Consider the following 26,446-nt stretch of genomic DNA (forward strand, 5'->3'; position numbering starts at 1 on the left):
CACGCCTCCCTCCCCGGGGCTCGCATGACAGTTGCAGGGAGGGAAGGCGCCTCCATTAAAAGGCCTGAGAGGCCTCCACCCCCTCGGGGCGGTTGAAGGGCGGATCCTACACGGGCCTAGGGGTCGTCCTTCAACCACCGCCTAGGGGCACTTAGGAGTAGCCTCATCCTCGGAGCCCCGCGGGCCCGCCCGGGGGGTTGTCCCGGGTTGTGGTGGAGGCTGAAGCGTTAAGCGGGGGCGGGCCACTCGTTTATTTCGCCTCGCACGAATAATTTTGCCGGTTGCGGTGGGTGGCGCGTGGCTCGCAGCAGGGCTGAGATTGAGAGAGACGCCAAGGAGGTGCTCAGGAGCCTAGACAAGGTCGCCGGGGTAGCCGCGCTCAAGGCCCTGAGGAGGGTCGGCAGGGCGCTTAGGATAGCGATCCCTGCAAGGCACAGGGTCATGCTAGTCGTCAGCGGCGGGGACCCCGCGGTCGTCGGGGCAGTCACCGCTAGGGCTCTGCTATACTATGAGAAGGTTTACAGGAAGACTGCTGGGAGGAGGCCTCTGGAGCTGCTCTACGTGTTCCACGACGAGTTCGACGACGCTAGGCTTCGGAAGGAGATAGTGAAGAGGGCTGTCAAGGAGAAGGGGAGCCTGCTCCACCAGACTACAGCGAGGTACGAGGATAGCGAGAAGTACCTTGGAACCACCTTTCAGGCCCTCGTCCTAGACCTGACCAACGACTTGAAGCCGAACGACGTGGGCAGGCTCGTCGGCGTCGTGGAGGGCGGGGGCTTCATAGTAGCACAGGCCCCGCCCTGGGGCGAGTGGGACAGGAGGCTCACGATTTTCAAGGAGAACCTCCTAGTCCCAGGGTACGAGGAGCCCCGGCACATCTTCATAACCTGGTTCAAGAGGAAGCTCCTCGAGCACAACAAGAACATCTACGTCTACGACGCCGACAGGGGCGAGCTGATAAGCGGGGAGCCCTTCAAGGCCGAGCCCAGGCCCCGCAGGGAGGTGACCATCCCGGAGAAGAGGCTCTTCCCCGAGGAGATCTACAGGCTGGCGCTCACCAACGACCAGGTCCGCGTCATCAAGGCGATGGAGTGGTTCTACGAGAAGCCCAGCAGGGGCAAGAAGAAGGTGCTAGTCGTCACCGCCGACAGGGGTAGGGGGAAGAGCTGCGCCGTCGGCATAGGCCTCATAGGCCTGGCGAAGATGCTGGGCAGGGTGAAGCACAAGGTCAGAATCGTCGTCACCGCCCCAAGCCTCAGCAACGTGCAGAGCCTGATGGAGCTGGCGCTCAGGGCCGCGGAGGCCGCCGGCCTCTCCCCGAGGCCCGTGAAGCGCGGCGGTCTCGTGATCGAGATCCAGGGGAAGGGGTTCAGCCTGGAGTACTGGGAGCCGGCGACGGTGCCGAGGCTCCAGCAGGCTGACATCGTCGCAGTCGACGAGGCCAGCGGCATACACGTCCCCCTCCTCCACAAGATCTGGAGGGCGCACAGGAGGATAGTCTTCGCCGCGACCATACACGGCTACGAGGGCGCCGGGAGGGGGTTCAACGTCAGGTTCCTGAAGGCGGTGAAGGAGGACCCGAACACCATGCTCAGGCAGATCGATATGGATGAGCCTATAAGGTACGCCAGGGACGACCCGGTGGAGAAGTGGCTCTTCGACGTCCTGCTCCTCGACGCTGAGCCCGCCGAGCTGGACGAGGTTGACTTGGAGGACATAAGGGAGGGGAGGCTTGAGTACCTCAAGCTTGACCCTGAGTGGCTCTTCAGCCGCGAGGGGGAGAAGACGCTCAGGCAGCTCTTCGGCATCTACGTCCTCGCCCACTACAGGAACGAGCCGGACGACCTCGGAATGCTGGCCGACGCCCCTCACCACAGCATTAGGGCTGTGAGGACGGAGAGGGGTAAGAAGATAGTCGCCGCAGCCCAGGTCGCGGAGGAGGGCGGCCTCGACGAGGAGACGATCGACAGGCTCCTCCGGGGGGACAAGATACCGGGCAACATCATCCCCGACAGGCTGCTGAAGCACGCTAGGATCAAGGACTTCGGCAGGATGAAGGGGTGGAGGATTGTGAGGATAGCAACCCACCCGGAGGTGCAGGGCCGCGGCATAGGAAGCAGGCTCCTGAGCTTCCTCTACGAGGAGAGCGTGGAGAGGGGCTACGACTGGCTCGGCAGCGGCTTCGGGGTGAACGAGCAGCTCCTCAACTTCTGGCTGAAGAACGGGTTCACGCCCCTGCACCTCAGCCCCGACAGGAACCCGGTGAGCGGCGAGTACACCACCCTCGTGCTGAAGCCGATAACCGAGCGGGCGAAGAGGGCCGTCGAGATCGCGGCCCGCGAGTTCAAGAGGAAGCTCCTAGACAGCCTCCACGACACCTACAGGGGCCTCGAGACCGAGATAGCCCTCATGATGCTGGACGCGCCCCCGCCCGGCGTGGAGCCGGGCTACAGGCCGAGGCTCACCAGGATACAGCTCGACAGGCTCTGGGTCTACAACTGGGGCCCCATGACGTACGAGGCCGCCACCGACGTCATCAGGGAGCTGGCGAGGGCCTACTGGCTCCAGGAGCCCGGCGAGAGGGCCAAGCTCACGCGGGAGGAGGCGTGGGTGCTCACCGCCAAGGCCCTCCAGGGCAAGCCCTGGGAGGAGGTCGCAGCCGAGCTAGGCTGGGGCAACCCCCACAGGGTAATGGTTGCGATGAAGGAGGCGGCGAGGAAGATGGCGAAGCACTACTTCAACCTAACCGAGGACTCCCCCGTCGGGGTGGAGTAGGGAGGCGGGGCCTGGCTAGAACGGCTTGACCGGCTGCTCCGCGCCGCACGCCTCGCAGACGAGGATCCACACGCGGCCCCTGCGCTCGAGCCTCGTGTCGACGCTGCCGCAGGTGGGGCACCTCACGTAGGTCCTGAGGAACATCTGCAGGAACTGGTTTATAACCTTCCTCGACACCTTGACGTTGAGCACGAGCTGGCCGCTGTCAGGGTCGTACTTGCCTGCGGCGGCTAGCTCCTTCTGAAGGTACCTGGCCACCAGCTGGGGATCCCTCTTCAGCTTCATCGATATCTCCTTAAAGTTCCTGATAATGGTCTGGTTACCGATCCTCAGCACCTGGGGCTCCGGTATCTCGTACTCGCCGCTCCCACTCTTGGGGGGCACCTTCTTGTAGAGCCTCTCCAGGAGGTAGTTGTAGTCCTTCAAGAGCTCCCTCACGCTTCCAGCCACGCCTGAATCACCCGCTCCCTTAAGGGGCTGGGGACCGCGGGTTTTATAGTCCCGAGCATATTCCGCCGGGCTGTGGTGGGGGCAGGAGATGCCGGCGCCCATAGAGGTCGGAAGGGTCTGCGTCAAGGTCCAGGGTAGGGAGGCCGGCAGGAAGTGCGTCATAGTAGACATCATAGACCACAACTTCGTTCTAATAACTGGGCCGAAGAGCCTCACCGGCGTTAGGAGGAGGAGGGCCAACATCAACCACATAGAACCGCTCGACGTGAAGATAGAGATAAGCAAGGGGGCAAGCGACGAGGAGGTCCTAGCCGCCATAGAGAAGGCTGGGCTCACCGAGTTCATGAGAGAGCGCGTCAAGCCCCAGCTTAAGCCCGTCTAACCCTCACTCTAGCCCCAGCTCGCTCGCCCTCACCGCTTTATCGCCTAGAATGTAGTACTTGCCCGACTCCCTGTACTCCCTCTTCCAGATGGGGGCCTCGTGCTTGACCCTCTCAACGGCCTCCTCCAGAGCCGGGAACACCTCGCCGCGGCGGCTCCCGGCTACTGCGACGACGAGCGTCACGTCCCCCGGCTTGAGGCTGCCGACGTAGTGGGCTATGAACACTCTGACGCCGTGCTTCCCGGCGACCTCCTCCGCTATCTCCTGCAGCTTCGCCTGAGAGTACTTTTCATCGTACTCGTACTCGAGCCTCTCAACCCTCTCACCCATGTTCACCCCCCTCACGACCCCGACGAACAAGGCGACCGCCCCAATGTCGCCCGAGGCCGAGGCCAGCCGCTCCACCAGCGAGTTCAAGTCGAGGGACTCCCCCTTCCTGAGTATCACTCCCTCCGCCCTCAGGGGCCCCGTGGAGCCGCCGGCGGAGGGCGGGAACAGGGTCACCTCCCCGCGGGCTTGGTCGTCGAGCGAGGCGGGCCTGCCGTTGATGAGCACCACAACGTCCCAGTTAATGGACTCCAGAACCCTGGCGAGCCGCTCGTTCTCCCCGGCCAGCCTCTCGAGCACCGACCTCACGCTACGCCCCTCGTCGACGTCCAAGACTAGGGCCCTGCTTCCAACCGCGTCCTTCAGGAGCCCGAAGAACCTGAAGAGCACCTTGGCGGCCATCATATCACCTTCCGGCTGCTCTCCCTTCTCCTCTTAATAGACTCCCCGAGCTCCTCTAAAACCTCCTTCAAAGGGCCCTTAACGCAGGAGTCGTCAACCCTCTCCAGGAGCAGCCTCAGGAACTTGGCTGCGCAGTCGTTGCTGTGGAAGTAGAGCGTGACCCCGGCCTTGTGGATAACCACTCCCTGGCCCTGGGGGAACTTCCTGCCGCACACGACGCACTCGTACAGCCTCCGAGCCATAGCGGCTCTACCGTGGCGCTAGCCTCCTTTTAAGCCTTTTAAGGCGCAATCGCCACGGAGGGTGGAGGCTTCAAGGAATAACAGAGCTAGAGGGAGGCGTGCCGGAGAGCCGCCCGGTAGGGCCTAGGAGGAGTGATGGTTGATGAGCTACAGTAGTAGGGGGGAGGTGCTACACGGCAGGATAAGGAGCCTCGTCAAGGAGAGGGGCTGGTCTAGCCTTACGAGCCTGCAGGAGAGGGCCGCATCCGCCATAATGAGCGGCTACAACGTCCTCATAGTCGCCCCCACGGGCGCCGGGAAGACCGAGGCCGCCCTGCTCCCAGTGCTCTCCATGATGGTCGAGGGGAACCCTGAGCCGGTGACGCTGCTCTACATAACCCCCATGAAGGCGCTGATCAACGACCTGTACTCCAGGATCAAGTGGTGGGCCGACCGCCTGGGCTTCCGGGTGTCGAGGAAGCACGGGGACACGCCGAGCAGGGAGAGGAGCGCTAGGCTCCGCAGGGTGCCCCACATACTGATAACGACCCCGGAGAGCCTGGAGGTAGACCTCGACTGGTCGACGTCGTTCAGGAGGCACCTGGCTAACGTCAGATTCGTTATAGTAGACGAGGTCCACGAGCTCATAGGAAGCAAGCGGGGGGCCCAGCTGCTCGTGCTCCTCGAGAGGCTGAAGAGGCTCTCGGGCCGCGACTTCCAGAGGATAGGCCTCTCCGCCACCGTGCCAAGGCCCGACGAGGTGCTCAGGGCCCTATCCGGCTCGAGCCAGAGGCCGGTGAAGGTGCTGGGCAGCGGGTCCAAGGCGATGGAGCTCTCGGTCAGGTACGTGAGGGACGACGTTGGAGACATTTGGGTGGAGTCGGCGAAGAGGATCCTGGCTGAGATAGAGCCGCAGACACTGGTCTTCACGAACAGCAGGTACGCCGCGGAGAAGCTGAAGGAGGCGCTTGAAGGCCTCAAAGTCAGCGACGTCTACGTGCACCACTCAAGCGTCTCCGCCAAGCTGAGGGAGGAGGCGGAGCGCAGCCTGAAGCAGGGCAAGGTCAGGGCGGTGGTGTGCACGAAGACGCTAGAGGTTGGCATCGACGTTGGCAAGATCAGGAGGGTGATCCAGTACAGGGCGCCTGGAAGCGTGGCGAGCCTCATCCAGAGGGTGGGGCGTAGCGGGCACTCCCTCAACGCGAAGCCGAGGGGCACCATTATAGCCGTCGGCTGGCTTGACTTCGCCGAGGCCCTAGCTGAAGCCTTCATGGCCATCGAGGGGGTGGTCGAGGACAGGCTCAGGGGCCGCCTGGTCCCGCTCGACGTCGCGGCGAAGGAGATAGTGGGGATGGCGCTCCAGGGGGGCGTCACGGTCGAGGAGGCTATTGACACGATACTCTCCTCGGCCCCCGAGACGGGCCTTTCAAGGGTGGAGCTGGAGGAGCTCGTGGAGTACCTGAAGAAGAGGGGCCTAGTGAAGGTTGAGGGAGGCCTCCTGAAGCCGGGTCCAACCTTCTACAAGATCTGGAGGTTCCAGGGGGGCGACGCCAAGTTCTGGTGGACAAGGTCGTTCACCGAGTTCTTCTCAACCATCAGCTCCAGGGACGCGTTCACGGTGTGGAGCGGCGACCGCATGGTGGGGAGCATTGACTCGGCGTTCGTCTACAGGTACCTGAGGATAGGGGACAGCATAAGGCTCGCCGGCAAGACCTGGAGGGTCAAGGGGATAGACCCCTACCAGTCACGCCTCCTCGTCGAGCCCTCGAATGAGTCCGCGGAGGCTCCGCTCTGGAGGGGTGAGGGGCCGCGGAGGAGCCCCGCAGTGGCGGAGTGCTTCGGGAGGGTCATCGAGAACCCTGAGGTCCCCGGAGTCGACGCTGACCCGGAGGGGATCCTGGAGGTTAGAAGGGTTAGGGACGAGTACGTCAGGAGGGGTATACCCATACCGGGCAGGAGGAGGGTTGTCTACGAGAGGTACCTCAACGAGCACGTGTTCACGGTGCTCCTGGGCAGCGGGGCTAACGAGGCGCTCGCACTGGTGCTTGCGCACATAGCCTCGAAGCAGGCGGGGTGGAACGTCTACTACAGGGCGAACTTCTACGGCTTCTCCGTCCACGCCCCCAACGTTGACGTGCTGGAACTCCTCAAAAACCTTGACGTGGGCGAGTTCCTCAGCGAGCTCGACGCGGCCATCGAGAAGAGCCCGTACATGAGCCAGGTGCTTAGGAGCATCCAGCTCGACTTCGGCAAGACCGATAAGCCGGACCCGGAGGAGGACGCGCTCCTCATAGCGGAGGCGAAGAGGCAGGTGATAGAGAACTACCTAGACGTCCAGGAGGTCGTGGCGTTCCTGGAGGACCTGAAGGCTGGGAGGGTTGAGCTACACTTCGCCGGCGCCGGGGGGCTGACGCCGCTCTCGAGGGAAATACTCTCAACCCCCGCCGTCAAGCCCTGGGTCCACGACCTGGCGGATAAGATAGCTAAGCTGCTCCAGGACAACGCGCTCACGGTGTTCGAGATCGCGGACCTCCTCGAGCTCTCGACGAGGACGGTGGAGGCGAGGCTCAAGGAGATGAGGAAGCCCTCCTACGGCGACCTGCGCGTAGTGGCGTTTATAGACGTGGACGAGGACGAGTGGAGGTGGACGCTGCTCTCCAGCCTTGAATCCATCGCGGGCAGCGAGGAGTTCCAGTCAAGCTTCACGCCCCCGAACCCCGACGAGCCCCTGAGGGTGTCCTACACCGTCGAGGGCCTGGAGGGGGCCGAGAGGGAGGTGGTCGTCACGCCGAGGATCCTCAGCGAGGAGGGGGCAGCTCTCTCCATGTTCCCGGAGGAGATGCACAAGGTGACGGTTAGGAGCGCCTACGGCACCGGCGGGAGGGGCGAGCCTCACGTCACGTACTACAACGTTCCAAGGAGCGCGCTGCCGCTCCTCGTGAGGAACGCCGCAGCCTACCTGCAACGCCTTGACTACTGGTGACCCGCACCCCCAGGCACGCGGAGCCCCCGGGGAGAGGCGGTGCCCCTTGGAGCGGGCGAACGCTTCAGGCGTCGACGTGGAGGCGGAGGCGCTGGCCCTGGCGAGGCTCCGGCTCGAGCTGGCCTCCTATGATGGGGAGTACGTTGAGGCCGCGAGGGAGGCCTCGAAGCTCCTCCTCGTCATCGAGGACTTCCTGGTCTACGCTGCCTCGAGGGCCGGCCTGGCGTTGAAGGCCGCGCGCCTGGTGGCCGGCAGGCTCCGCTCGCTGATAGGCCTCAAGGACGACCCGCCGAGCCTGTTCAGGGAGGCCCGAAGGCTGGCGAGGCTCGCCGTGGTGGCCCGGCTCTACGCTGAGGCCTCGGGGAGGGTCTACACGGCCTCCCTAGCAGTCTCCACGCTCCTGGCGGGGGTCCTCCTAGCGTTGACCCTCTACTCCCAGGCGACGCTCCTCGGGGCGCTGCTGGCTGCCCTCGGCTTCGGGCTCCTCACAGCCGCCACCCTCCTGTCTGGGAGCCGCTCCTCGATAGCCCTAGCCGCCGCCGCGGTGGCCCTCCAGCTGGCGCCCCTGAAGCTCATACCCCTCGTGGCCGCTGAAGCGCTCGCAATAGCCTTGGGGCTGGCCGCCTCTAGGTTGCTGGAGGCCAGGGGCGAGTCCGAGCTGGAGAGGGTGGCGAGCGTTGAAGCCGGCTGACGCCGCGACGCTCCTCCAGGGCGTGCTGGCGGGCTTCACGATACCCCTCGGGGTCGCCGGCTACTTGGACGAAGCGGTAAGGCTGCTCTTCGCCGCGTACGCCCTCGACGCGCTCGACGGGTGGCTCGCGAGGAGGTACGGCTCGAGCCCAGACGGGTTCATGCTGGACAGGGCGTTCGACAGGCTCTCCCAGGTGGTGGCCCCGGCCACCCTGCTTCTGCTCTGGCTCGGCGGTCAGGGGCTCCTCCGCGGAGTCAACCTGGCCCTATACTCCATCTACTTCTCGGGGCTCGTCGCCACAGCGTTCTGGAGGCTCGTCCGCAGGGGCGTCAGGAGCCTGGCGTACTTCTCCGGCCTCCCCCTCTTCGCCCACGCAGTAGCGGCGCTCTCATCCATAGTCTCGGGCAGGCCCCCGCACCCCCTGGTGCTCCTAGCTCTCCTCGCCGCCTCAGCCGCCCCGGTGCCCTACTTCCGGAGGCCCAGGGGCCGCGGCTCGCCGAGCCCCGCGCTCGGGCCCAGGCTCGCAGTCCTCGCAGCGCTAGCCCTGCTCCCGTACGACGCGGAGCCTGTGCGTGTACTCGCCCGGCTCCTCTACTGGCTGGTAGTGGCGTACGCCGCCCTAGGCCCCATCCCCGCGCTCGCGGGGCTCGCCCCCTCGCCGTGGAGGGAGGGCTCGCAGTGAGCTGGGCGAGCGGCGCCCTCCAGTCGATCCTCGGCGACCCGCGCCTAGTAGTGCTCGCGGCCAGCCTGCTGCCGGGGCTTGAGGCGAGGTATGCCGTAATCCTCGGCCTAGCCCTGGGCCTCAGCCTCGCGGAGGCCCTCGCCTTCTCGGCCCTCGGGGTCCTGGCGCTGGCCCTCGCCTTAACGCTGGCCGTGGGCGTGCTGGACTCCATGCTAGCCGGCTGGGCCTCCATGCAAGGGCTGAGGGGGAGGCTGGGGAGGCTCTACGCCAGGCTCAGGAGGGCTGCCGTTGGGAGGGCCGGCCCGTACATTGAGAGGTGGGGGAGCGCGGGGCTCGCCCTGTTCATCGCGGCCCCCCTCCCGGTTACTGGGATGTACACGGGCTCGCTCGCCGCCCTAGTCCTCGGCGTTAGGGGGGCGCGGCTGGCGGTATCCCTACTCCTCGGGGGCCTGGCGAGCCTCCTGATCGTGGCTATGGGCTCGGCTCTCGCCCAGATGGCAATCCCCGGGTAACACCGGGGAGCGCCTCCCCAAAATCCCAGCCATCCTAAGGCAGGGCCTGGAGGCGTGGTGGGAGGCGCTTCAGCCGGAGCCCCCTGCCCGCGGCCCGGGGGTGTGTCTCGACGTTGATCACGCCGAGGTATAGGGGTGCGTGCCCGAACTGTGGGGGGAAGATAAGCGCTGAGAGGCTGAGCAAGGGCCTTCCATGCAGCGCGTGCCTCCCCGAGCCGCCTAGGTCGGCGAGCGTCGAGAGCGTGGCGAGGGCCCTCTCGAGGCGGGGGGCCCTCGCAGGCTACGCATGGCTCTACGCGCTGGAGGAGGCCTACAAGGACTTCTCCGCCTACTTCAGGGGGAAGACGGGCTCCAGCCTCTGGAGCGCCCAGAAGAGCTGGGCGAGGAGGCTCCTCAGGCTGGAGAGCATGGCGATCATAGCCCCGACGGGCGTGGGGAAGACTACGCTCCTCTCGGTCTACGCCGCCTACAGGGCGGCCAGGAGCGGGTGGAGGGTGCTCTACCTGGCCCCCACGGAGAACCTTGTCAGGCAGATAGCTGCGAGGATCGAAGCCGTCGAGCCGGGGGTGTGCGCGTGGTACGCTAGCAGCGCCGGCAGGAGGGTTAAGGAGGAGATGCTCTCTAGGCTCGAGAGGGGCGAGTTCTCGGTTCTAGTGGTAACCACCGGGTTCCTCCAGAAGAGGTTCGACTACATCGCCAGGCACGCCCCCTTCAACCTGGTCATCGTGGACGACGTGGACAGCCTGCTCAGGAACAGCAGGAACGTGGAGAGGGTGCTCAAGCTCCTCGGCTACAGCGACGAGGCCATAGGCAAGGCCATGGAGCTGGTGAAGGCTAGGCTAGCCCTCTACACCGCCCTGGCCCAGGGGAGGGAGGAGAGGGTCGAGGAGGCCCGGCGGAGGGTAGCCGAGCTGGAGGCCGAGCTCAGGAGGATCGCCGGGGAGCCCCTCGGCCAGCTGGTAATAGCGAGCGCCACCGGGAGGCCCCGGGGGGTTAAGCACCTCCTATTCAAGGAGCTCCTGGGCTTCGAGGTGGGCGGGGGCTCCGACTACCTCAGGAACGTGGAGGACACCTACCACGTAACAGGCGACCTGGCGGAGGGTGTCATCGAGGTCGTCAGGAGGCTGGGCCCCGGCGGCATAGTCTTCGTCTCCCAGGCGTACGGGAAGCACTACGCCAAGCTGCTCGCGGAGAAGCTTAACGCCCAGGGGATCCCGGCGGCGGTCGCGCTCGCCGGGAGCAGGAGGGCGGTGGAGAAGCTCGAGGAGGGCAGCGTGTGGGTTATCGTAGGCGTCGCCTCCAGGTACGGCGTGGTGGTCAGGGGCATCGACCTCCCGGAGCGGGTGAGGTACACCGTCTTCTACGGCGCCCCCGGCAGGCTCATACCCCTCCCGGAGGCGTTGAAGAGTCCCTCCAGGCTGCTGAGGGTGCTGCTCTACCTCTCCGACCAGGGCGCCAAGTGGGCGGGGGAGGCGGCTGTCAGGATAAGGAGGCTCCTCGACCGGATCCCCGACCCCTCCATTGTCGCCGCCGCCCTCCAGGGCAAGGTGAAGGCTGAAGGCCTCCTAGCCGAGCTAGTCGAGGAGATCACCCGGGCCGCGGCGGGGGCGGAGGAGGCGCTCCGCTCCATGCTGGAGGAGAGGGACTCGATCATAATCGGCGGCATGGTCGTGGAGAGGACTAGGACCGGCGAGGCCCTCCTCTTCACCCCGGACGCGCCCACGTACCTCCAGGCCAGCGGGAGGGCGAGCAGGCTCCACAAGGGAGTGATGACGTTCGGCCTCAGCGTGGTCGTGGAGTCCAGGCTCGACCGGGTGAAGGCGCTGGAGAGGAGGCTCTCGCTGATGGCTAGGACCAGCTTCAAGCCGTTCAGCGAGGTGGACCTCGACGACGCCCTAAGGAGGATCGAGGAGACGAGGAAGGGCAAGGGCAGGAGGGTGTCGGTGAAGAGCGTCCTACTCGTCGTGGAGAGCCCGACGAAGGCCAGGACCATTGCATGGTTCTGGGGCAGGCCCTCGAAGAGGAGGGTGGGCAGGCTGGTCGTCTACGAGACCAACACGCTGGACCCAAAGAGCGGCACGGTGTACCTGCTCCAAGTCACGGCGACTAGGGGGCACATCTACGACCTCGCAGTCGAGCCCAACGAGGGGAGGTACGGGGTCCACGTCGACGGGGGCGTGGTGGAGCCCGTCTACACCACGGTGAAGCGCTGCCTCTCCTGCGGCCACCAGTTCACCGACGAGTCCGCTGTGTGCCCGCGCTGCGGCTCCCCAATGATAGTCAACTCGCAGCAGGTTGTCGACACCCTGAGGAGGCTCGCGGTGGAGGTTGACGAGATCATAGTGGCAACGGACCCCGACAGGGAGGGGGAGAAGATAGCGTGGGACGTCCTGCTAGCCGTCAAGCCCTACAACCCCAGGGTGTCGAGGGGCTGGTTCCACGAGGTGACCCCCGAGGCGGTGCTGAACGCCCTCAGGAACCCGTCGCCCTTCAACGAGAGGCTTGTTGAGGCGCAGATAGTGAGGAGGATAGTCGACAGGTGGATAGGCTTCGCGCTGAGCGAGCACCTCTGGAGCGTGTTCAAGAAGCCCTGGCTCGGCGCCGGCAGGGTGCAGACGCCGGTGCTCGGCTGGGTGATCGACAGGTACCAGGCCTGGAGGGAGACCAGGGGCTACAAGGTTGTAGCCAAGATTAACGGGTTCAGGGTGAGCTTCTTCACCGGGGACAGGGAGAAGGCGAGGGCCGCGGCGGCCGCCGGTAAGGCTAGGGTGGTGAGTGTCGACAGGTGGGTCGAGGAGGTGAACCCCGCGCCCCCCTTCACCACGGACTCCCTCATCTACGAGGCGGGCAGGGTCTACGGGTACCCGGCGAGGCTCGTGATGAAGCTGGCCCAGGACCTCTTCGAGTCCGGGCTGATAACGTACCACAGGACAGACTCCACGAGGGTGAGCCCGGCCGGCATCGCGCTGGCCAGGGAGTACCTTGAATCCCACGGGCTCGGCGGGCTCTACAGGGGGAGGCAGTGGGGCGAGGGAGGGGCCCACGAGGCGATACGCCCCACGAGGCCCCTCGACGCGGGCGAGGTGGAGAGGGCCGTACTCGAGGGCACGCTCAGGGTGCCGGTGAAGCTAACGAGGGCCCACGTGAAACTGTACGACCTGATCTTCAGGAGGTTCATAGCGAGCCAGATGGCGCCGGCCACGGTGGAGAAGGCGGCCCTCACGCTGGAGCTGGGGGGCCTGAGGGAGGAGGTGACCGTTGTCACTAGGGTGGTCAGGGAGGGCTTCACCGCCGTCTACAAGCCCAGGCTCGCCCCCTGGGCCTCCAGCGTGGAGGCCGGGGACGAGGTTCCCGTGAAGGAGGCTAGAGTGGTGAGGGCGAGCAGGGAGAAGCTGCTCACAAGCGGCGACCTGGTGAGGCTGATGAAGGAGAGGGGCCTCGGGAGGCCGAGCACGTACGCCAAGGTGATAGAGGCCAACAGGAGGCACGGATACGTGATCGAGAGCAGGAGGGTGGGCTACCTGATCCCGACGAAGCTGGGGATGGAGGTCTACAGGTACCTCGCGTCCAACTTCGGCGACCTTGTCTCAGAGGCGACGAGCAGGAGGCTGGAGGAGGAGCTGGACTCCATCGAGAGGGGTGCGGCGTCGCCGTTGGACGTGCTCGACGCGACCTGGGGCCTGATAACGGCGTCCATAAGGAGGGCGGTGGAGACCGCTACCCTTGGAGCCGGAGCTTGACGTACACCATGGTGCGCCTCCTCCCCCACAGCCTCTCCACGCATATACCCCCGCCAGCCTGGACCGCCCTCCCACCACTCTCCCTGATGATAGCGTTGACGACGTCGGCCAGCATGCAGGCGTTCTCCTTCGCCGAGTGGAGCTCGACCTCCTCCCCGAGCTCCAGCATGTTTAATACGAGCAGCACGTAGTCGTCCACACTCCTCTGGGGAGTCACCAATATCCTCCTTGCATTCCTGGAGGACTCCAAAAGCAACCCCCTCCAGCGGGGTTGGTTGCCAAGGACTCCTTTTAACCTACTCCGCCCGGAGGCCGTTGAGGCGCCGGCGAGCCCCGGGGCTTCAGGGCTGGGCGCCCGAGCGCCCGGGGGACTCGCCATCCCCAGGCGCCTTCCTAACCCTCACCCTAACCTCCTCAATGAAGCTTTTGAGTGCCGAGTAGGCCCCCGCCACATCCTCCGGGTCGAGGAGGAAGAGGCTGGGCGGTATAGGGGGGCGTGGCGTTGCGGCGACCCGCCTCCCCACCTTGACCCTGAGCCTGGACTCGTCGGCTTCAACCTCGACCGCCCTCCCCTGGAATACGCCGACAACGTAGATCCTCCCAGCCCCGCCGCCCGGCACCTGGGTGAAGCCTAGGCTCCTCAGCACACTCCTTAGCACTCTGAGGCCGGCGTTGTGCCTGCACGACGACTTAACCTCCAGGGCCACGCTGGAGAGCGCGTTGGCCTTGGCGAGATCCGAGAGGAGGCCCTCCACCCGGGAGGCAGGCACGTCCGCCACTATCCTCCTCTCAACCTCGTCCATGTACTCAATCCTAGCCCCAGCCTCCTCAACCCTCCTGACGGCCCTCGCGAAGGGGAACCTCTCGCTAACGTAGGCAAGCATCACCACGTAGTAGCCGCACTTGCCCACCCTCCCGGCCATGGCGCACGCACCACGGCGAAGCAGAGGAGCCCATGGCCCCCCGGGCAACACGGGTCCAACGCAGCGCGGCTCCCAGAGCAGCCTTCAGGACGCCGCTAAGCACCCGTCCACCGCGCTCCTCTACTTTAAACCCCCACAGCCCCCTTGAAGCACGCGGGCCCGGGGCCCCCAGGTTTAAACCCCCTTCACCCAGCCTGTATAGAAAGGAGAGCGCCGGGGTGCCCGAGCGGCCCAAGGGGACGGGCTGGAGACCCGTTCCCCCGTTAAGGGGGGCGCGGGTTCGAATCCCGCCCCCGGCGCCATATACGAGGAGAGCCCCACCCGCGGGCCCTGACGGCCTCAGGGAGGCGCGCTGGCGCTGCATGGTTCATATAGGGCTGCCGCGGCTCACTCCTTGGATTAGGCGATGAGTGGTACTCCCGACTCGTACCCCGGGGGCGTGGATGCGCCCGGGGGATGAAGAGAAGGCATTTGTACGAGTCCCAGAGTCAGCCTCTCCGCCAGTCCCCGGCTAGCGTTCGGTGGACCGCGGCCGCGAGGGGTATTGAGACGCTGAGCGCTGAGAGGAAGCGGGGGACCGCATCGTCCCGGGGGAGCGCTGTCGCCACCCTCCTCCCTGGGCCTTCCTCCAGTTCCACGGCGGCGCCGGCTGCCTTGAGGGGCCTCCAGGCCGGGTTCAAGTCGTGGAGCACGGGGGTGGGCGCCTCCTCCACCGCAGGCCTCTCCGGCGCCGGGATGCGCTCCACCACCGCTAGCTCGGCGCCGGGGCCGGCTAGGCGGATGGGCTCCGGGTAGGGGAGCCTGATGCAGACCGCGGCGTTGCCGCCCCCGCTGGGTGAGCCTCTCAGGGCGAGCACGAGGGCCCCGTCCTCGCCGAGGCGCGCCCCGACGACGGTGTGGCTGTAGCCGTGGATCAGCCTCACCCCGCCGAGCCTCCCTGTGGGGCCGGTTATGTAGACCACTCCATCCCACCACGTGCCGGGGGAGTAGTACGCCAGCACGCCGCCTCTGAGGAGCGTGGCGCTCCTGATTGAGGCGTGGCCGCTGGGCGAGCGGAGGAGGAAGGCCTTGCCCCCAACGGTCCAGGCGAAGCCGTAGCTGGCGTTGCCTCGCTCCGCGCGCCCGTAGAGGAGCAGCCCGCCGCCCCCCTCCCAGGCCCCCTCGAGGGTCACGTTGAAGCCGGGGAGGTCTAGCTCGTAGGCCTGCAGGGATCCCAGCCTGGAGTCGTAGATGGCCAGGTAGTGCCCGGAGACGGCGATCGCTCCCGTGGGGGTCGAGGCGACGCGGGCGCCCCACCAGTCCCCAGGGATCCCGGCGGCCGCCGCCTCCGCCACTCCACCCTCCACGACGCCCACTACTAGGCCTTCGTCGTAGCCCGCGGCGGCGAAGGCTACCCTGCCGCGCCTGCAGTCGACGGAGACCGCTGCCCCCCAGCCTGGGAGCCTGTAGACGGCCGCCCCGGTGCCGTTGACCACGAGCACCGCCGGCCTGCCGCCGATGCTCCCGGCGAACGCTGCAACCCCGCCGTCGACGCATGCGTCAAGGACGTCGATTTCGGCCTCAAGCGTGCGGTTACCCGTGACTAGGACCGCCCTGGAGGGGCGGCTGAGGGCGAAAACAGCACCACCACCGTTGAAGCCGCAGGCCTCGAGCTCCTCGCCGGGCTCCAGCGCCACCCAGGCCCCCGCCGCACCCCGCGCCGGCCGGGCCGCAGCGGCGTAGAGCGTGGAGAACACGACAGCGAGCAGGGCGAGGAGCAGCGCCAGGCCCCTAGGATCCCTGAGCACCCCCAGCACCGAGCCTCCTAGCTATGCCCAGCAGTTTATCAGCCGCGCCGTCGGGGCCCTCAGGGCCAACGGCCGCGTAGATCTCGAAGCCTTCGATCCTCGCGAGCCTCCCCGGCGACCCGGGCATGGGCGCGTAGAGCACGCCCCGGAACACCCTCGTCCCGCCCTCCTCGGAGGCCTCCCCCTTAACCCTCAGCGTGCACCGGTAGTCAGGCCTCTCCGGGGCCTCCACGGACCCGGCGACCCTTCCGGCCGCCACGTGGACTCTGCCGAGTAGGGGGTCGAAGCACACGATGAACCCCTCGCGGCTGCAATAGTACACCCCGGAGGCCCCCCGGGCTGCCCTCTCTGCGCCGCCGCACCAGGCGTCGAAGCGCCGGATCCCCTCCTCCAGCAGCCTCGACCTCCTGATGGCTCTCCACGACAGGACGGCGCCCACAACTGAGAGCGCTGCGAGCACGGGGAGAGCCTCGGCCCCGACGCCCTGGGCGTGGAGGACTGCGGCCACCGCCGCGACCGAAAACACTACAGCCGCGGCGACGGCCCTGGCGGCGAGCCTCGCGGACTCCACTTCAGGGTACAAGCCGCGTGGCACCGTGGGAAAAGCGGGCACGCGCGGGTGAAGAAAAAGCCGTGCTCCAGCCCCTCAAGGGCCGCTTAGGCCCCTATGACCATGCGCTTTAGCTCGCGCGCCAGCTTCTCGTACCTCCTCACATCCTCCGGCGTCAGGCTCGGCGGCACCTTCTTCAGGGCCTTGAGGAAGTGCTCCATCTTGACCGGGCCGACTTCCAGCTTCTCTCTCAGCTTGATCATGACAGCCTCCCTGACGAGCGCCGCGAGGTCCGCGCCGGTGTAGCCCTCAGTCATCTCAGCCAGCTTATCCAGGTCGACGTCCTCGGCGAGCGGCACCTTCCTAGTGTGTATCTCGAGTATCTGCTTCCTAGCCTCCTTGTCCGGCGGCGGGACGTAGATGACCCTGTCGAACCTCCCGGGCCTGAGCAGGGCCGGGTCTATGATGTCGGGCCTGTTGGTGGCCGCTATGACGACCACGTTCTTCAGCGGGACGATGCCGTCCATCTCGGTTAGCAGCTGGTTCACAATCCTATCCGTCACGCCGCTCGTGTCGTGCCTGTAGCCCCTGGCGGGGGCGATGGCGTCGATCTCGTCGAAAAACACTATCGCCGGGGCCACCTGCCTGGCGCGCTCGAATATCTTCCTGACAGCCCTCTCGCTCTCGCCGACCCACTTGCTCAGTATCTCCGGGCCCCTCACGGCTATGAAGTTCGCCTGGCTCTCCGTGGCGGCTGCCTTGGCTAGCAGCGTCTTGCCGGTGCCCGGCGGGCCGAAGAGGAGGATCCCCTTCGGCGGCGTGATGCCCATCTTGTCGAATATCTCGGGGTACTTCAGAGGCCACTCAACGGCCTCCCTCAGCTCCTGCTTGACCTCCTCGAGGCCCCCGATGTCGTCCCAGCGGACCTCGGGCACCTCGACGAAGACCTCCCTGATCAGCGTCGGCCTCACCATCCTCATCGCGTCTATGAAGTCCTGCATCGTGACCTTGAGCTCGTTGAGTATCCCTGCCGGGATCTCCTTCGCCTTCTCGAGGTCTATCTTCCCGCTCTTAATGAACCTCCTCAGCGCGTTCATCGCCGCCTCCTTCGCCAGCGCCGCGAGGTCCGCGCCGGTGTAGCCGTGGGTCATCTCGGCGATCTTCTCCAGGTCTACATCGTCCGCCAGCGGCATGTTCCTAGTGTGGACCTTCAGGATCTCAAGCCTCGCCCTCTTGTCCGGAGGCCTGATCTCGATCTCCCTGTCGAACCTCCCGGGCCTCCTCAGCGCGGGGTCGATGGCGTCGGGCCTGTTGGTGGCTCCTATGACTATAACCTTGCCCCTCTCCTTCAGGCCATCCATGAGAGTGAGGAGCTGGGCGACTACCCTCTTCTCGACCTCGCCCGTGACCTCCTCGCGCTTCGGGGCTATAGCGTCGATCTCGTCTATGAATATGATGCTTGGAGCGTTCTCCTCCGCCTCCTTGAAGATCTCCCTTAGCCTCTGCTCGCTCTCACCGTAGAACTTGCTCATGATCTCAGGGCCGTTGATGCTTATGAAGTACGCTCCAATCTCGTTGGCCAGCGCCTTCGCCAGCAGAGTCTTACCGGTGCCCGGCGGGCCGTAGAGCAGGATCCCCTTAGGCGGCTCGATTCCTAGGTGCTTGAATATCTCCGGGTGCTTCATCGGCAGCTCGACGATCTCCCTTATCCTCTCCTTCGCCTCCTCGAGGTCACCTATGTCCTCCCACGTCACCTTCGGGATCCCGCGGGCCCTCGTAACCTCCTCAGCCCTGACCGGCTTCTCCCTGATGGAGAGCTCGGTAGCGTCGGTGACGTAGACTATCTGAGCCGGCTGGGTGCTCACAACGACCAGCGGGATCCCCTCGAACACTGGGATGACAACGGTCTCCCCGCGGGCTATCGGCTTGCCCTTCAGGAACTCCTTCACGTATTCGACGAAGTCGGCTCCGAACCTTATCTCCTCCGTTGGGGCCAGGACTACGCGGGTGGCGGGCTCAACGCGGTCAGCCTTATACACGGTGACGTAGTCCCCGACCCCCACGCCCAGGCTCTTCCTCAGGTAGCCGTCGATCCTGATTATGTCCCTCCCCTCATCCTCCACGTGGAGGGGCCAGGCTACCGCCACGACCTCTCCCTGCGGGCCCTCTATCCTGATGAAGTCACCGGTTGAGACGCCCAGCTTCCTCATAGCCGCCCTGTCGATCCTGGCTATCTTCCTCCCAACGTCTCGTGGGAGAGCCTCCTGCACCCTCAGCCTGATACCGTTAGAGGACACGGCCCCATACACCCCTGCGAATTGTAGCTGGTCCGGGCACTTAAAAGCCACGGCTTAATGCAGGCCAGTTAAGGCGTCGGCGAGGGTCACCCCTCAGTCCTCTCGATCCTGAAGCCTCTACCGAGCCTGACGACCTTGTCCGGGTAGACTATTATCCCCTTGCTCGTTATCTCGAATGGGTGCCTCCTCATGCTGTGGGCGGTTCCCCTCATCTTCCACACTATCAGGCTCCTCACGAGCTCCCCGTCGACCTCGTCGAGGTCCAGCCTAATGATGCCGTCCGCGGCGTGCTCCACGCCGGGGCCGCCGAAGCCCCTCTCAGTCACGCTCACCTGACTCACGAGTATAGACGTGGTGCCCAGGCCGCTCAGGATCCTCTTGAGGAGCATCACGGTCCTCCTGGCTAGCGCGGGCCTAGCCAGGTAGAGTGTGGAGACGCTGTCGATCACAACCCTCTTAGCCCCAACGTCCCTGATGGCCTCCTTCAACACATCGCCCAGGAGCCCGACGTCCTCCGGGTCCCTCACCACGTAGCGCTCCCTCTTAGCAGCCTCCCCGACGCCCCCAGTGAAGGCGTCGACGACCGCGAACGTGCCCTCCCTCTCGTAGGGCCTCACGTCCCAGCCGAACTGGGACATGTTAATCCTAACCTGAACCGGGTGCTCCTCAAGCGCCACGAAAACCCCGGGATCGCCCTGCCTGAGGCCGTTCCAGAGGTACTGGTAGCTGAAAATGCTCTTCCCAGTACCAGGCCCCCCGCTAAGGAGCACCACGTTCCTAGCCGGGATCCCGCCGTTGAGTATCTCATCCATACCCGGGATCCCGGTCTTGACCCTCTCAACCACCCGCGCTCACCTCAACGCCCACAATACAATTTTAGTATTACATATTCTTCTCCCTTGTATATATTGCTGTATGTTTCCTCGCAGCATACAAGTAGATGCGCCAGCACGCTATTGGGGAGTGTTTTGAAGAAATGCCGCCGAACGTGGGGCTTGTCAACCACGCCGCTTTCAAGCGGGATTTGATAGCCCAAGCATGTTTATTGCGGCATGGCTGTGTTCTTCGTGAGGGTAAATAGATCAGGGTAAATAGATCTTTGACAAGGTCCTATTGTATATGCATAGTTCACATGAAAATTTATATACATACCTAAATCTTACTTTATAGTCGAGGCTCTGAGGTGTTTGATGATGGCGAAGGGATTGGCTATCGTCATGTTCTCCGGCGAGGCCGAGAAGTTCATACCCCTCGGCGTTCTCACTCAAACTGCCGCCAACCTCGGTGTGCCCGTGAGGATATTCGTCACGGGCTACGCTACGCCGTACTTCGCTAAGAACAAGCCTGAGCCCAGGCTTACGAAGGGGTTCGAGGACATGGCCCAGAAACTCATGGAGGGCTTGAAGAAGCTCAACGCTCCGAGCTGGTATGAAATGCTTAAAGAGGCTAAGGAGACTGGCGACGTCAAGGTCTACGTCTGCAGCCTAATGGCTGAGGCCCTCGGGCTCAAGAAGGAGGACCTTGACCCCATAGTGGACGACCTAGTCGGGGCGACCGCCTTCATGAATGAGACGGCCGACTATGAAGTAATATTTATATAGCCAAAATTTTTATGTAGTAAAAGGGGTAGGGTATTTACCTAGAGAGGTGGGTAGTGATGGGAGAGAAGATAGTGGTTGATGCTAAGGGCATAGCGTGCCCCGGGCCAATAAGCAAGCTCGCGAGGGCCTACAGGCAGGCCAAGAACGGGGACATAATCGAGGTGCTGGCCACCGACCCTGGCTTCAAAGCGGACATCCAGTCCTGGGTTAAGAGGACTGGAAACGAGCTGGTCGAGCTCACCGAGGAGGGCGGCGTGATCAAGGCTGTAATCAAGGTCACCGCTAAGAAGTAGCCCTACCGGCTTATCGTTTTTCTTTGTGGTTTTTAGTTTTTGCGCGTGGGGTGGGTGAATAGCATGGCTGAGAGTAAGGCGAACGTGCTGGTTCTTGGGGCAGGGAGCGGAGGGCTGATAGCAGGTAACCTCCTAGGCTATCACGGCTTCAACGTGACCATCGTGGAGAAGAGTGACTACCACCTCTTCCAGCCGGGCATGCTTTGGATAGCTTTCCAGGGCCACGACCCCGCAAGGTACATGAGGAAGGTTGAGAGCCTCGTGAGGCCCGGCGTCAACCTGGTCAAGGACACGGTCACAGAGATAGACCTTGGCGAGAGGGCGGTCAAGCTCGCTTCAGGCAAGACTCTAAGCTACGACATCCTGATAATAGCTTTGGGCGTCTCCTATGACTACGACGCGATCCCCGGCAATAGGGAGGCCCTGGAGAGGTTCGGAGACTTCTACTCGGGCCCCGAGCACGCTGCGAGGCTGTGGAAGAACTTCTCGGCGATGAAAGAGGGTAGGCTGGTTGTAGCGGCCGGGGATCCAGGGTACAAGTGCACGCCGGCCCCGCATAAGGCTGTCTTCCTCGCCAGCGAGACGCTCAAGAAGAAGGGGCTCCGCGGGAAGGTGAAGGTGACGCTAGCAGTCCCGTTCGTGCACTCCTACGCCTCCGAGACGCTTGCGAAGCTGATAGACCCCAAGCTCGAGGAGGCCGGCATTGAGGTTGTGACCATGTTCACTGCGGAGAGCGTGGACTTGGAGAAGAAGAAGCTCTACTCGCTCGAGGGAGAAGAGCTGGACTTCGACTTGCTAGCCCTAATACCAGTTCATAAGGGGCCTCAGGTCACCATTAAGCCTGACAGCGTGACTGACGATGACGGCTACATTAAGGTGGACAAGTACACCCTGCAGGTCGAGGGCTACGACGACGTCTACGCCGTTGGGGACTGCACCAACGCGCCCACGAGTAAGACCGGTGTGACGGCACACCTAGGCGCGGAGGTCGTTGCAGACAGAATCCTAGGCTTCGACGCCAGGTTCACTGGGAGGACGAACTGCCCGCTGGTGATGAACGGCGAGGCGTCGTTCGCAATAAGCACCTACGACCACCCGGTGATACCGGTGAGGCCGAGTAAGATGAAGAGGTTCTTCGAGGACCTCTTCATAGGCATCTACTGGCCCAGCCTTAAGTACCCCGAGAGGTTCAGGGGCATCTTCAAGGCGTATTTTGACGCCACCGATCCAGCTGTGCTGGGAGAGGCCGGGTGGTAGAGATGGCGGAGGAGAAGGCTCTTCGGACGGCGTCGCCTGAGGCTGAGGAAGCCCTTGAGAAGCTTTACAAGATAGCCTTGAACCTGGAGGAAGCCGGCATACTGGACACGCTCGTGGCGATCACCGAGCCCGAGACTCTCAACAGGCTGGTCTCCATACTAATGACGCCTGGCACGATGAGACTCGTCGACTCCCTGGACATGCTACTCAACATGCTGGGAGAGATAGTAATGGTGCTAAAGGAGGAGCCCGAGCCGGCTGGTGTGAGGAAGCTCCTCTCAAGCCTCAGAGACCCCCAGGTAGCCAGGGGGCTGGGGAGGCTCATAGCGATACTCAAAATCTTAGGGAAGTAGCCCCTCCCCACCCCTCGTTTTCTAGCCTAGCCTCTCCTAGTTCCAGCCCTATTTCAGCCTTTTCGGGATCTCCCCTTCAACCCCCGCCTCGAGCCGCTGGGCTGGGGGTGGGAGGGGGTTAGCCGCGGCCTCGGCGTGAGAGCTCGGCAAGGGCCTTGGCTAGCGCCTCGTTCTCGCTTGGGAGCCCGACTGTAGCCCTGAGCCAGCTGTCGCCGAGGGGGACTCTCTTCACCGCGATCCCTCTACGCCGGAGCTTCTCCACGACGCGCGGGATCCCGGTGTCCGCGAGGAGGAAGTTTGTCCTGCTCGCGTAGACCCTGGCCCCAGCGGCTTGGAGCATGGAGCGTAGCCTCTCCCTCTCCCCCCGGACCCTCTCGGCCTCCTCGAGGGCGTACCCCGGGTTCTCGAGCGCCGCCGCGGCGGCTGCGAGGCTGGGCCTCGAGACGGGGAAGGGGGAGAGGACCCTGCGGATGGCGGCTGCGGTTGACTTGTGGGCTATGGCGTAGCCTAGCCTGAGGCCTGCGAGGCAGAATGCCTTGCTGAGCGTCCTGACGACGACTAGGTTCTCGTGGCTCTCCGTCAGCTCGGCGACTGTCTCCCCGGCGAACTCGTAGTAGGCCTCATCCACCAAGACGAGCCCCCTGGCTTCCTCGAGTAGCTCCTCCACCCTGGCCTTGGGGAGGAGCATGCTGCCCGTCGGATTGTTGGGCCTGTCGAGCACCACGAGCTTCGCCCTCCCCGCCTCCTCGAATAGGGCGTCCTCGTCTATCACCCACCACTCCCCCCGGGGCTCCATCGGCACCCACGACACCCTGGCGCCGTGGAGCCTGGCTAGAGACTTGTAGCTCGAGAAGGAGTACCTGGGCGCCGCGACTGTGTCCCCCGGCTCGAGGGTCCCGGCGAAGACGGCCTTCAGCAGGTCATCCCCGCCGGCCCCGATGGCTAGGCGGTCGACGCTGAAGCCGGTGTAGGAGGCTAGCGCCCTGTACGCCCTCCCCACGAGCCCCGCCTCGGGGTACCTGTTAACCCTCCCCAGCTCGGCCGCCGCAGCCTCGACCACGAACCCCGGCGGCGGGTGGGGGCACTCGTTCAAGTCGAGCCTCACCCCGACGCCCTCGTAGCTCCCAGGCTCGTAGACCGGCACGCCGAGTATCCACGGCTTGAAGGCGCCCCCTCCGCTCAACCCACTCGCCCTCCCACCAGCGCGGCCCGGGGAAACAGTTAAAACCCTGGCCACCCCCGTGGGCCCGGGGCGGGTGCGGGGTAGTGCGCGTTCACCTCGCGTAGCGGCGCGCTAGATGGGCGCGGGGGCCAGGTGAGGGTAGCCGTCCCCAACAAGGGGCGGCTGAAGACGCCCGCGCTCCGCCTCCTCGAGGCAGCCGGCCTGGAGCCGGTCATCGACGGCGAGTCGAGGGCGCTCATGTCCCCCACGCGCTGGGAGGGCGTCTCCCTCGTCTTCCTGAGGCCCGAGGACATCCCCGTCTTCGTCGCAGTCGGAGCCGCCGACCTCGGGATTACCGGCCTAGACTACGTGGCCGAGTCCGGCGTTGAAGTGGAGGTGGAGGCTCGCCTCGACTTCGGGAGGGCCAGGCTGGTCCTAGCCGTCCCCAGGGACTCGGGCTTCGACTCCCCCAGCGACCTCCCCGACGGAGTCAGGGTGGCGAGTAAGTACGAGAGGGTGACGAGGGCTTACCTCGAGAGGGTGGGCGTCTGCGGAGTGGTTGTCAAGGTGAGCGGGGCCGTCGAGGTCATGCCGAGCCTGGGGGTGGCGGACGCCGTGGTCGACGTCTCCTCCACCGGCACGACGCTCGCTTTGCACGGCCTCAAGCCCATAGACGTCGTGATGGAGACGAGCGCCGTCCTCATAAGGAGCCCGCGCTCGAACCCCGGGGGCCTCGTCGGGGAGGTGGCCGAGGCGGTCAGGAGCGTCGTTAGGGCGAGGACGACGAAGCTCGTCCTCATGAACGTCCCCGGCGACAGGCTCCGGAGGGTCCTCGAGGTCCTCCCAGCCATGGAGGCCCCGATGGTGGCGAGGCTCGAGTCCCCCGAGCCGGCGTGGGAGGTGCTCACGGCGGTGCCGGAGCGGGACCTTGCCAGGGTAATCATCGAGGCCAGGAGGAGGGGGGCCCGGGGGATAGTGGTGCTGGGCGTCGAGAGGGTGGTACCGTGATCGTGGCGCCGTCCATCGACGTGGAGGGCGGCGTCGCGGTGAAGAGGGTCCGCGGCGTGAGGGGCACGGGCCTACGGCTGGGGGACCCGTCGAGGCTAGTCGAGGCGGTCGCCGCCCTCGGCTTCAGGTGGGTCCACATAGTGGACCTCACCGCCGCGGCGACGGGGAGGCTCCAGCAGCCCACCCTGGAGCTGGTGAGGCTCGCCTCCCGCGAGCACGGCCTCCGGGTTCAGTACGGGGGCGGCGTGAGGAGCCTGGAGGCCGGGGAGGCCCTCTGCTCCGCCGGCGCGGAGAGGCTGGTCGTAGGCACTGCGTGGCTCGAGAGGCCGGGGTTCCCGGGCGCGCTCGCCGGGGCGACGGGCTGCCAGGTGCTCGCTGCGGTGGAGGAGGACTCCCAGGGCAGGATCCTCTCGAGGGGGTGGGAGAGGAGGGAGCCCCTAACCCTCACCGAAGCCCTCGAGGCCCTCGAGTCCACGGGGGCTCAGGGGGTGCTCTACACCCAGACCTGGCGGGAGGGCACGATGCAGGGCCCCGACGTGGCGAGGGTCGAGCTCGTCAGGGCGGCGGTGCGGGGGATCCTGGCCTACGCCGGCGGCGTCTCCAGCCCCCGGGACCTCGAGGCCCTCCAGGCCGTGGGGGTGGACGTGGCGGTGGTTGGGATGGCCCTCTACACCGGCGGGATCCCGTGGGGGGTGGCTGCGGGGTATGCGTAGGGCCAGCATTGCCAGGGAGACCCTGGAGACTAGGGTGGAGGTTTGGGTCGACCTCGACGGCTCGGGCAGGGTGAGCGTCGAGACCGGCATAGGCTTCCTCGACCACATGGTGGAGACCATGCTGTACTACGCCGGCTTCGACGCGGGGGTGAAGGCGGTGGAGAAGAGGCGGGTCGACGACCACCACGTCGCGGAGGACGTCGCCCTCACTCTGGGCGAGGCGCTGAGGAGGGCGGCTGGCGACAGGGTCGCGCGCTTCGGCCACGCGGTGGCGCCGATGGACGAGTGCCTCGTCCTCGCCGCCGTCGACTACTCCGGCAGGCCCGGGGCGTTCGTGGAGCTACCGTTCACTAGGGAGGAGATAGGCGGCCTCGCCCTGGAGAATGTGGCCCACTTCATCTCATCACTCGCCTCCGCCATGAGGGCCTCTGTGCACGTGGTGACGCTCAGGGCGGGGAACAACCACCACCTCGCGGAGGCGGCCTTCAAGGCCCTCGGCATGGCGCTGGGCCAGAGCCTCAGGCCCTCCGGGAGGGTGGTCTCGACCAAGGGGGTCTTGGAGGTGGGCGGGGTTGGCGGCGAAGAGGATAATCCCGTGCCTTGACGTCCGGGGGGGCAGGGTGGTGAAGGGCGTCAACTTCCAGGGCCTCAGGGACGCCGGGGACCCGGTGGAGCTGGCCGCCCGCTACGAGGAGGAGGGCGCGGATGAAATCGTGCTCCTGGACATCTCCGCCACCCCCGAGGGGAGGGCCCCACTCTACAGGCTGGTGAGCGACGTGGCGAGCGTGCTCTCGATACCCCTCACCGTCGGGGGAGGGGTCAGGGGGCTCGAGGAGTTCGGCAGGCTCCTCGACTCGGGGGCTGACAAGGTCTCGGTGAACACCGCGGCCGTCCGGGACCCGGGACTCGTGGCGAGGGCGGCCGAGGAGTACGGTAGCCAGGCGGTGGTGGTGGCGATCGACGCGAAGAGGGAGGGGGGAGCCTTCAGGGTCTACGTCTCAGCCGGCAGGATCCCCACCGGGCTGGACGCCGTGGAGTGGGCCCGGGAGGTTGAGAGGCTGGGGGCGGGCGAGATACTCTTGACGAGCATAGACAGGGACGGCACGAGGGACGGCTACGACCTCGAGCTCACCAGGCTCGTCTCGAGCGCCGTCAGGGTCCCGGTCATAGCCAGCGGGGGAGCCGGGAGGCTGGAGCACTTCCTCCAGGCCCTCCGGGACGCCGGGGCGGACGCGGCGCTCGCCGCTGGCGTCTTCCACTACGGGGTCCTAACCGTCAGGCAGGTGAAGGAGTACCTGGCAGCGAACGGCGTCGAGGTCAGGCTCTAGGGGGCGGAG

25 protein-coding genes and 1 tRNA gene are annotated in these 26,446 nt (G+C 65.4%); 16 read left to right on the top strand and 10 right to left on the bottom strand.

What is annotated here, in order from left to right; all coding sequences use genetic code 11:
- The first annotated feature begins 297 nt into the window (after positions 1-297).
- Positions 298-2,775 (top strand): tRNA(Met) cytidine acetyltransferase TmcA, encoded by a 2,478-nt coding sequence (locus ACYQ3J_RS02865; RefSeq protein ID WP_460124222.1) that lies wholly within the window; start codon positions 298-300, stop codon positions 2,773-2,775.
- A 15-nt stretch (positions 2,776-2,790) separates the two neighbouring features.
- Here ACYQ3J_RS02865 and ACYQ3J_RS02870 read toward each other — a convergent pair whose 3' ends face one another.
- Positions 2,791-3,225, bottom strand: a complete 435-nt coding sequence (locus ACYQ3J_RS02870) for a translation initiation factor IF-2 subunit beta (RefSeq protein WP_460124225.1) — start codon at positions 3,223-3,225, stop codon at positions 2,791-2,793.
- An 88-nt stretch (positions 3,226-3,313) separates the two neighbouring features.
- On the opposite strand from ACYQ3J_RS02870, the gene ACYQ3J_RS02875 reads away from it, so the two are divergent.
- Entirely contained in the window at positions 3,314-3,607 is a 294-nt protein-coding gene (locus tag ACYQ3J_RS02875; protein ID WP_460124228.1) for a 50S ribosomal protein L14e, read from the top strand.
- Positions 3,608-3,610: 3 nt separating this feature from the next.
- Here the strand turns inward: ACYQ3J_RS02875 and ACYQ3J_RS02880 are convergent, their stop codons facing one another.
- Positions 3,611-4,336, bottom strand: a complete 726-nt coding sequence (locus tag ACYQ3J_RS02880; RefSeq protein WP_460124231.1) for a molybdenum cofactor biosynthesis protein — start codon at positions 4,334-4,336, stop codon at positions 3,611-3,613.
- On the bottom strand, positions 4,336-4,578 hold the full coding sequence (locus tag ACYQ3J_RS02885) for a hypothetical protein (protein WP_460124233.1): 243 nt from the start codon (positions 4,576-4,578) through the stop codon (positions 4,336-4,338). The genes ACYQ3J_RS02880 and ACYQ3J_RS02885 overlap by 1 nt, the downstream gene beginning before the upstream one ends.
- A gap of 142 nt (positions 4,579-4,720) precedes the next feature.
- On the opposite strand from ACYQ3J_RS02885, the gene ACYQ3J_RS02890 reads away from it, so the two are divergent.
- The 5 genes from ACYQ3J_RS02890 (at position 4,721) to rgy (ending at position 13,165) form a co-directional block, all read left to right on the top strand.
- Positions 4,721-7,540, top strand: coding sequence for a DEAD/DEAH box helicase (locus ACYQ3J_RS02890; protein ID WP_460124236.1), 2,820 nt, complete (start codon positions 4,721-4,723; stop codon positions 7,538-7,540).
- Positions 7,541-7,586: 46 nt separating this feature from the next.
- Positions 7,587-8,231, top strand: coding sequence for a hypothetical protein (locus ACYQ3J_RS02895; RefSeq protein ID WP_460124239.1), 645 nt, complete (start codon positions 7,587-7,589; stop codon positions 8,229-8,231).
- Positions 8,218-8,913 (top strand): CDP-alcohol phosphatidyltransferase family protein, encoded by a 696-nt coding sequence (locus tag ACYQ3J_RS02900; RefSeq protein WP_460124242.1) that lies wholly within the window; start codon positions 8,218-8,220, stop codon positions 8,911-8,913. The genes ACYQ3J_RS02895 and ACYQ3J_RS02900 overlap by 14 nt, the downstream gene beginning before the upstream one ends.
- Positions 8,910-9,425 (top strand): small multi-drug export protein, encoded by a 516-nt coding sequence (locus ACYQ3J_RS02905; RefSeq protein ID WP_460124244.1) that lies wholly within the window; start codon positions 8,910-8,912, stop codon positions 9,423-9,425. Before ACYQ3J_RS02900 ends, ACYQ3J_RS02905 begins: the two co-directional genes overlap by 4 nt.
- Positions 9,426-9,538: 113 nt before the next feature.
- Positions 9,539-13,165 (top strand): reverse gyrase, encoded by a 3,627-nt coding sequence (rgy, locus tag ACYQ3J_RS02910; RefSeq protein ID WP_460124247.1) that lies wholly within the window; start codon positions 9,539-9,541, stop codon positions 13,163-13,165.
- Here the strand turns inward: rgy and ACYQ3J_RS02915 are convergent.
- On the bottom strand, positions 13,143-13,415 hold the full coding sequence (locus tag ACYQ3J_RS02915) for a hypothetical protein (protein WP_460124250.1): 273 nt from the start codon (positions 13,413-13,415) through the stop codon (positions 13,143-13,145). The genes rgy and ACYQ3J_RS02915 overlap by 23 nt on opposite strands.
- A gap of 91 nt (positions 13,416-13,506) precedes the next feature.
- A complete protein-coding gene (locus ACYQ3J_RS02920) occupies positions 13,507-14,088 on the bottom strand; it encodes a hypothetical protein (RefSeq protein ID WP_460124253.1) in 582 nt (193 codons plus the stop codon).
- A gap of 212 nt (positions 14,089-14,300) precedes the next feature.
- Between ACYQ3J_RS02920 and ACYQ3J_RS02925 the strand changes: the two genes are divergently transcribed.
- Positions 14,301-14,390 (top strand) — tRNA-Ser (locus ACYQ3J_RS02925).
- 186 nt (positions 14,391-14,576) lie between these two features.
- On the opposite strand, the gene ACYQ3J_RS02930 is transcribed toward ACYQ3J_RS02925, so the two are convergent.
- The 4 genes from ACYQ3J_RS02930 to ACYQ3J_RS02945 form a co-directional block, all read right to left on the bottom strand.
- The gene (locus tag ACYQ3J_RS02930) at positions 14,577-15,884 is read right to left on the bottom strand and encodes a hypothetical protein (RefSeq protein ID WP_460124256.1); all 1,308 of its coding nucleotides are present in this window, start codon (positions 15,882-15,884) and stop codon (positions 14,577-14,579) included.
- Positions 15,859-16,470, bottom strand: coding sequence for a hypothetical protein (locus ACYQ3J_RS02935; RefSeq protein WP_460124259.1), 612 nt, complete (start codon positions 16,468-16,470; stop codon positions 15,859-15,861). The genes ACYQ3J_RS02930 and ACYQ3J_RS02935 overlap by 26 nt, the downstream gene beginning before the upstream one ends.
- Positions 16,471-16,532: 62 nt before the next feature.
- A complete protein-coding gene (locus tag ACYQ3J_RS02940) occupies positions 16,533-18,722 on the bottom strand; it encodes a CDC48 family AAA ATPase (protein WP_460124262.1) in 2,190 nt (729 codons plus the stop codon).
- Positions 18,723-18,808: 86 nt separating this feature from the next.
- The gene (locus ACYQ3J_RS02945) at positions 18,809-19,567 is read right to left on the bottom strand and encodes a KaiC domain-containing protein (RefSeq protein ID WP_460124265.1); all 759 of its coding nucleotides are present in this window, start codon (positions 19,565-19,567) and stop codon (positions 18,809-18,811) included.
- A 348-nt stretch (positions 19,568-19,915) separates the two neighbouring features.
- On the opposite strand from ACYQ3J_RS02945, the gene ACYQ3J_RS02950 reads away from it, so the two are divergent.
- The 4 genes from ACYQ3J_RS02950 (at position 19,916) to ACYQ3J_RS02965 (ending at position 22,226) form a co-directional block, all read left to right on the top strand.
- Positions 19,916-20,323 (top strand): DsrE/DsrF/DrsH-like family protein, encoded by a 408-nt coding sequence (locus ACYQ3J_RS02950; RefSeq protein ID WP_460124268.1) that lies wholly within the window; start codon positions 19,916-19,918, stop codon positions 20,321-20,323.
- A gap of 56 nt (positions 20,324-20,379) precedes the next feature.
- Entirely contained in the window at positions 20,380-20,616 is a 237-nt protein-coding gene (locus ACYQ3J_RS02955) for a sulfurtransferase TusA family protein (RefSeq protein WP_460124632.1), read from the top strand.
- 63 nt (positions 20,617-20,679) lie between these two features.
- The gene (locus ACYQ3J_RS02960; RefSeq protein ID WP_460124271.1) at positions 20,680-21,873 is read left to right on the top strand and encodes an NAD(P)/FAD-dependent oxidoreductase; all 1,194 of its coding nucleotides are present in this window, start codon (positions 20,680-20,682) and stop codon (positions 21,871-21,873) included.
- Between the two features lie 2 nt (positions 21,874-21,875).
- A complete protein-coding gene (locus tag ACYQ3J_RS02965; protein WP_460124635.1) occupies positions 21,876-22,226 on the top strand; it encodes a helical membrane plugin domain-containing protein in 351 nt (116 codons plus the stop codon).
- A gap of 118 nt (positions 22,227-22,344) precedes the next feature.
- On the opposite strand, the gene hisC is transcribed toward ACYQ3J_RS02965, so the two are convergent.
- Positions 22,345-23,409, bottom strand: a complete 1,065-nt coding sequence (gene hisC, locus ACYQ3J_RS02970; protein WP_460124274.1) for a histidinol-phosphate transaminase — start codon at positions 23,407-23,409, stop codon at positions 22,345-22,347.
- Between the two features lie 132 nt (positions 23,410-23,541).
- Between hisC and hisG the strand changes: the two genes are divergently transcribed.
- Genes hisG through hisF form a run of 4 tightly spaced genes read left to right on the top strand, consistent with a single transcriptional unit; the run spans position 23,542 to position 26,437 of the window.
- A complete protein-coding gene (hisG, locus tag ACYQ3J_RS02975; protein ID WP_460124276.1) occupies positions 23,542-24,396 on the top strand; it encodes an ATP phosphoribosyltransferase in 855 nt (284 codons plus the stop codon).
- Positions 24,393-25,109: a HisA/HisF-related TIM barrel protein gene (locus tag ACYQ3J_RS02980; protein ID WP_460124279.1), complete on the top strand. Its 717-nt coding sequence runs from the start codon at positions 24,393-24,395 to the stop codon at positions 25,107-25,109. Before hisG ends, ACYQ3J_RS02980 begins: the two co-directional genes overlap by 4 nt.
- Positions 25,102-25,713 carry an imidazoleglycerol-phosphate dehydratase gene (locus tag ACYQ3J_RS02985; protein WP_460124282.1) on the top strand — a complete coding sequence of 204 codons (612 nt, stop codon included), beginning with the start codon at positions 25,102-25,104 and terminating at the stop codon, positions 25,711-25,713. The genes ACYQ3J_RS02980 and ACYQ3J_RS02985 overlap by 8 nt, the downstream gene beginning before the upstream one ends.
- Entirely contained in the window at positions 25,682-26,437 is a 756-nt protein-coding gene (gene hisF, locus ACYQ3J_RS02990) for an imidazole glycerol phosphate synthase subunit HisF (protein WP_460124285.1), read from the top strand. Before ACYQ3J_RS02985 ends, hisF begins: the two co-directional genes overlap by 32 nt.
- The last annotated feature ends 9 nt before the right edge of the window (positions 26,438-26,446 follow it).

Source organism: Stetteria hydrogenophila, from assembly GCF_054657575.1.

What these genes read in the sequence shown, in the direction of transcription:
- ACYQ3J_RS02875 (WP_460124228.1), top strand. Translation starts at nt 3,314, where the DNA reads ATGCCGGCGCCCATAGAGGTCGGAAGGGTCTGCGTCAAGGTCCAGGGT.
- ACYQ3J_RS02880 (WP_460124231.1), bottom strand. Translation starts at nt 4,336, where the DNA reads ATGGCCGCCAAGGTGCTCTTCAGGTTCTTCGGGCTCCTGAAGGACGCG.
- ACYQ3J_RS02885 (WP_460124233.1), bottom strand. Translation starts at nt 4,578, where the DNA reads ATGGCTCGGAGGCTGTACGAGTGCGTCGTGTGCGGCAGGAAGTTCCCC.
- ACYQ3J_RS02890 (WP_460124236.1), top strand. Translation starts at nt 4,721, where the DNA reads ATGAGCTACAGTAGTAGGGGGGAGGTGCTACACGGCAGGATAAGGAGC.
- ACYQ3J_RS02920 (WP_460124253.1), bottom strand. Translation starts at nt 14,088, where the DNA reads ATGGCCGGGAGGGTGGGCAAGTGCGGCTACTACGTGGTGATGCTTGCC.
- ACYQ3J_RS02950 (WP_460124268.1), top strand. Translation starts at nt 19,916, where the DNA reads ATGGCGAAGGGATTGGCTATCGTCATGTTCTCCGGCGAGGCCGAGAAG.
- ACYQ3J_RS02955 (WP_460124632.1), top strand. Translation starts at nt 20,380, where the DNA reads ATGGGAGAGAAGATAGTGGTTGATGCTAAGGGCATAGCGTGCCCCGGG.
- ACYQ3J_RS02960 (WP_460124271.1), top strand. Translation starts at nt 20,680, where the DNA reads ATGGCTGAGAGTAAGGCGAACGTGCTGGTTCTTGGGGCAGGGAGCGGA.
- ACYQ3J_RS02965 (WP_460124635.1), top strand. Translation starts at nt 21,876, where the DNA reads ATGGCGGAGGAGAAGGCTCTTCGGACGGCGTCGCCTGAGGCTGAGGAA.
- ACYQ3J_RS02985 (WP_460124282.1), top strand. Translation starts at nt 25,102, where the DNA reads ATGCGTAGGGCCAGCATTGCCAGGGAGACCCTGGAGACTAGGGTGGAG.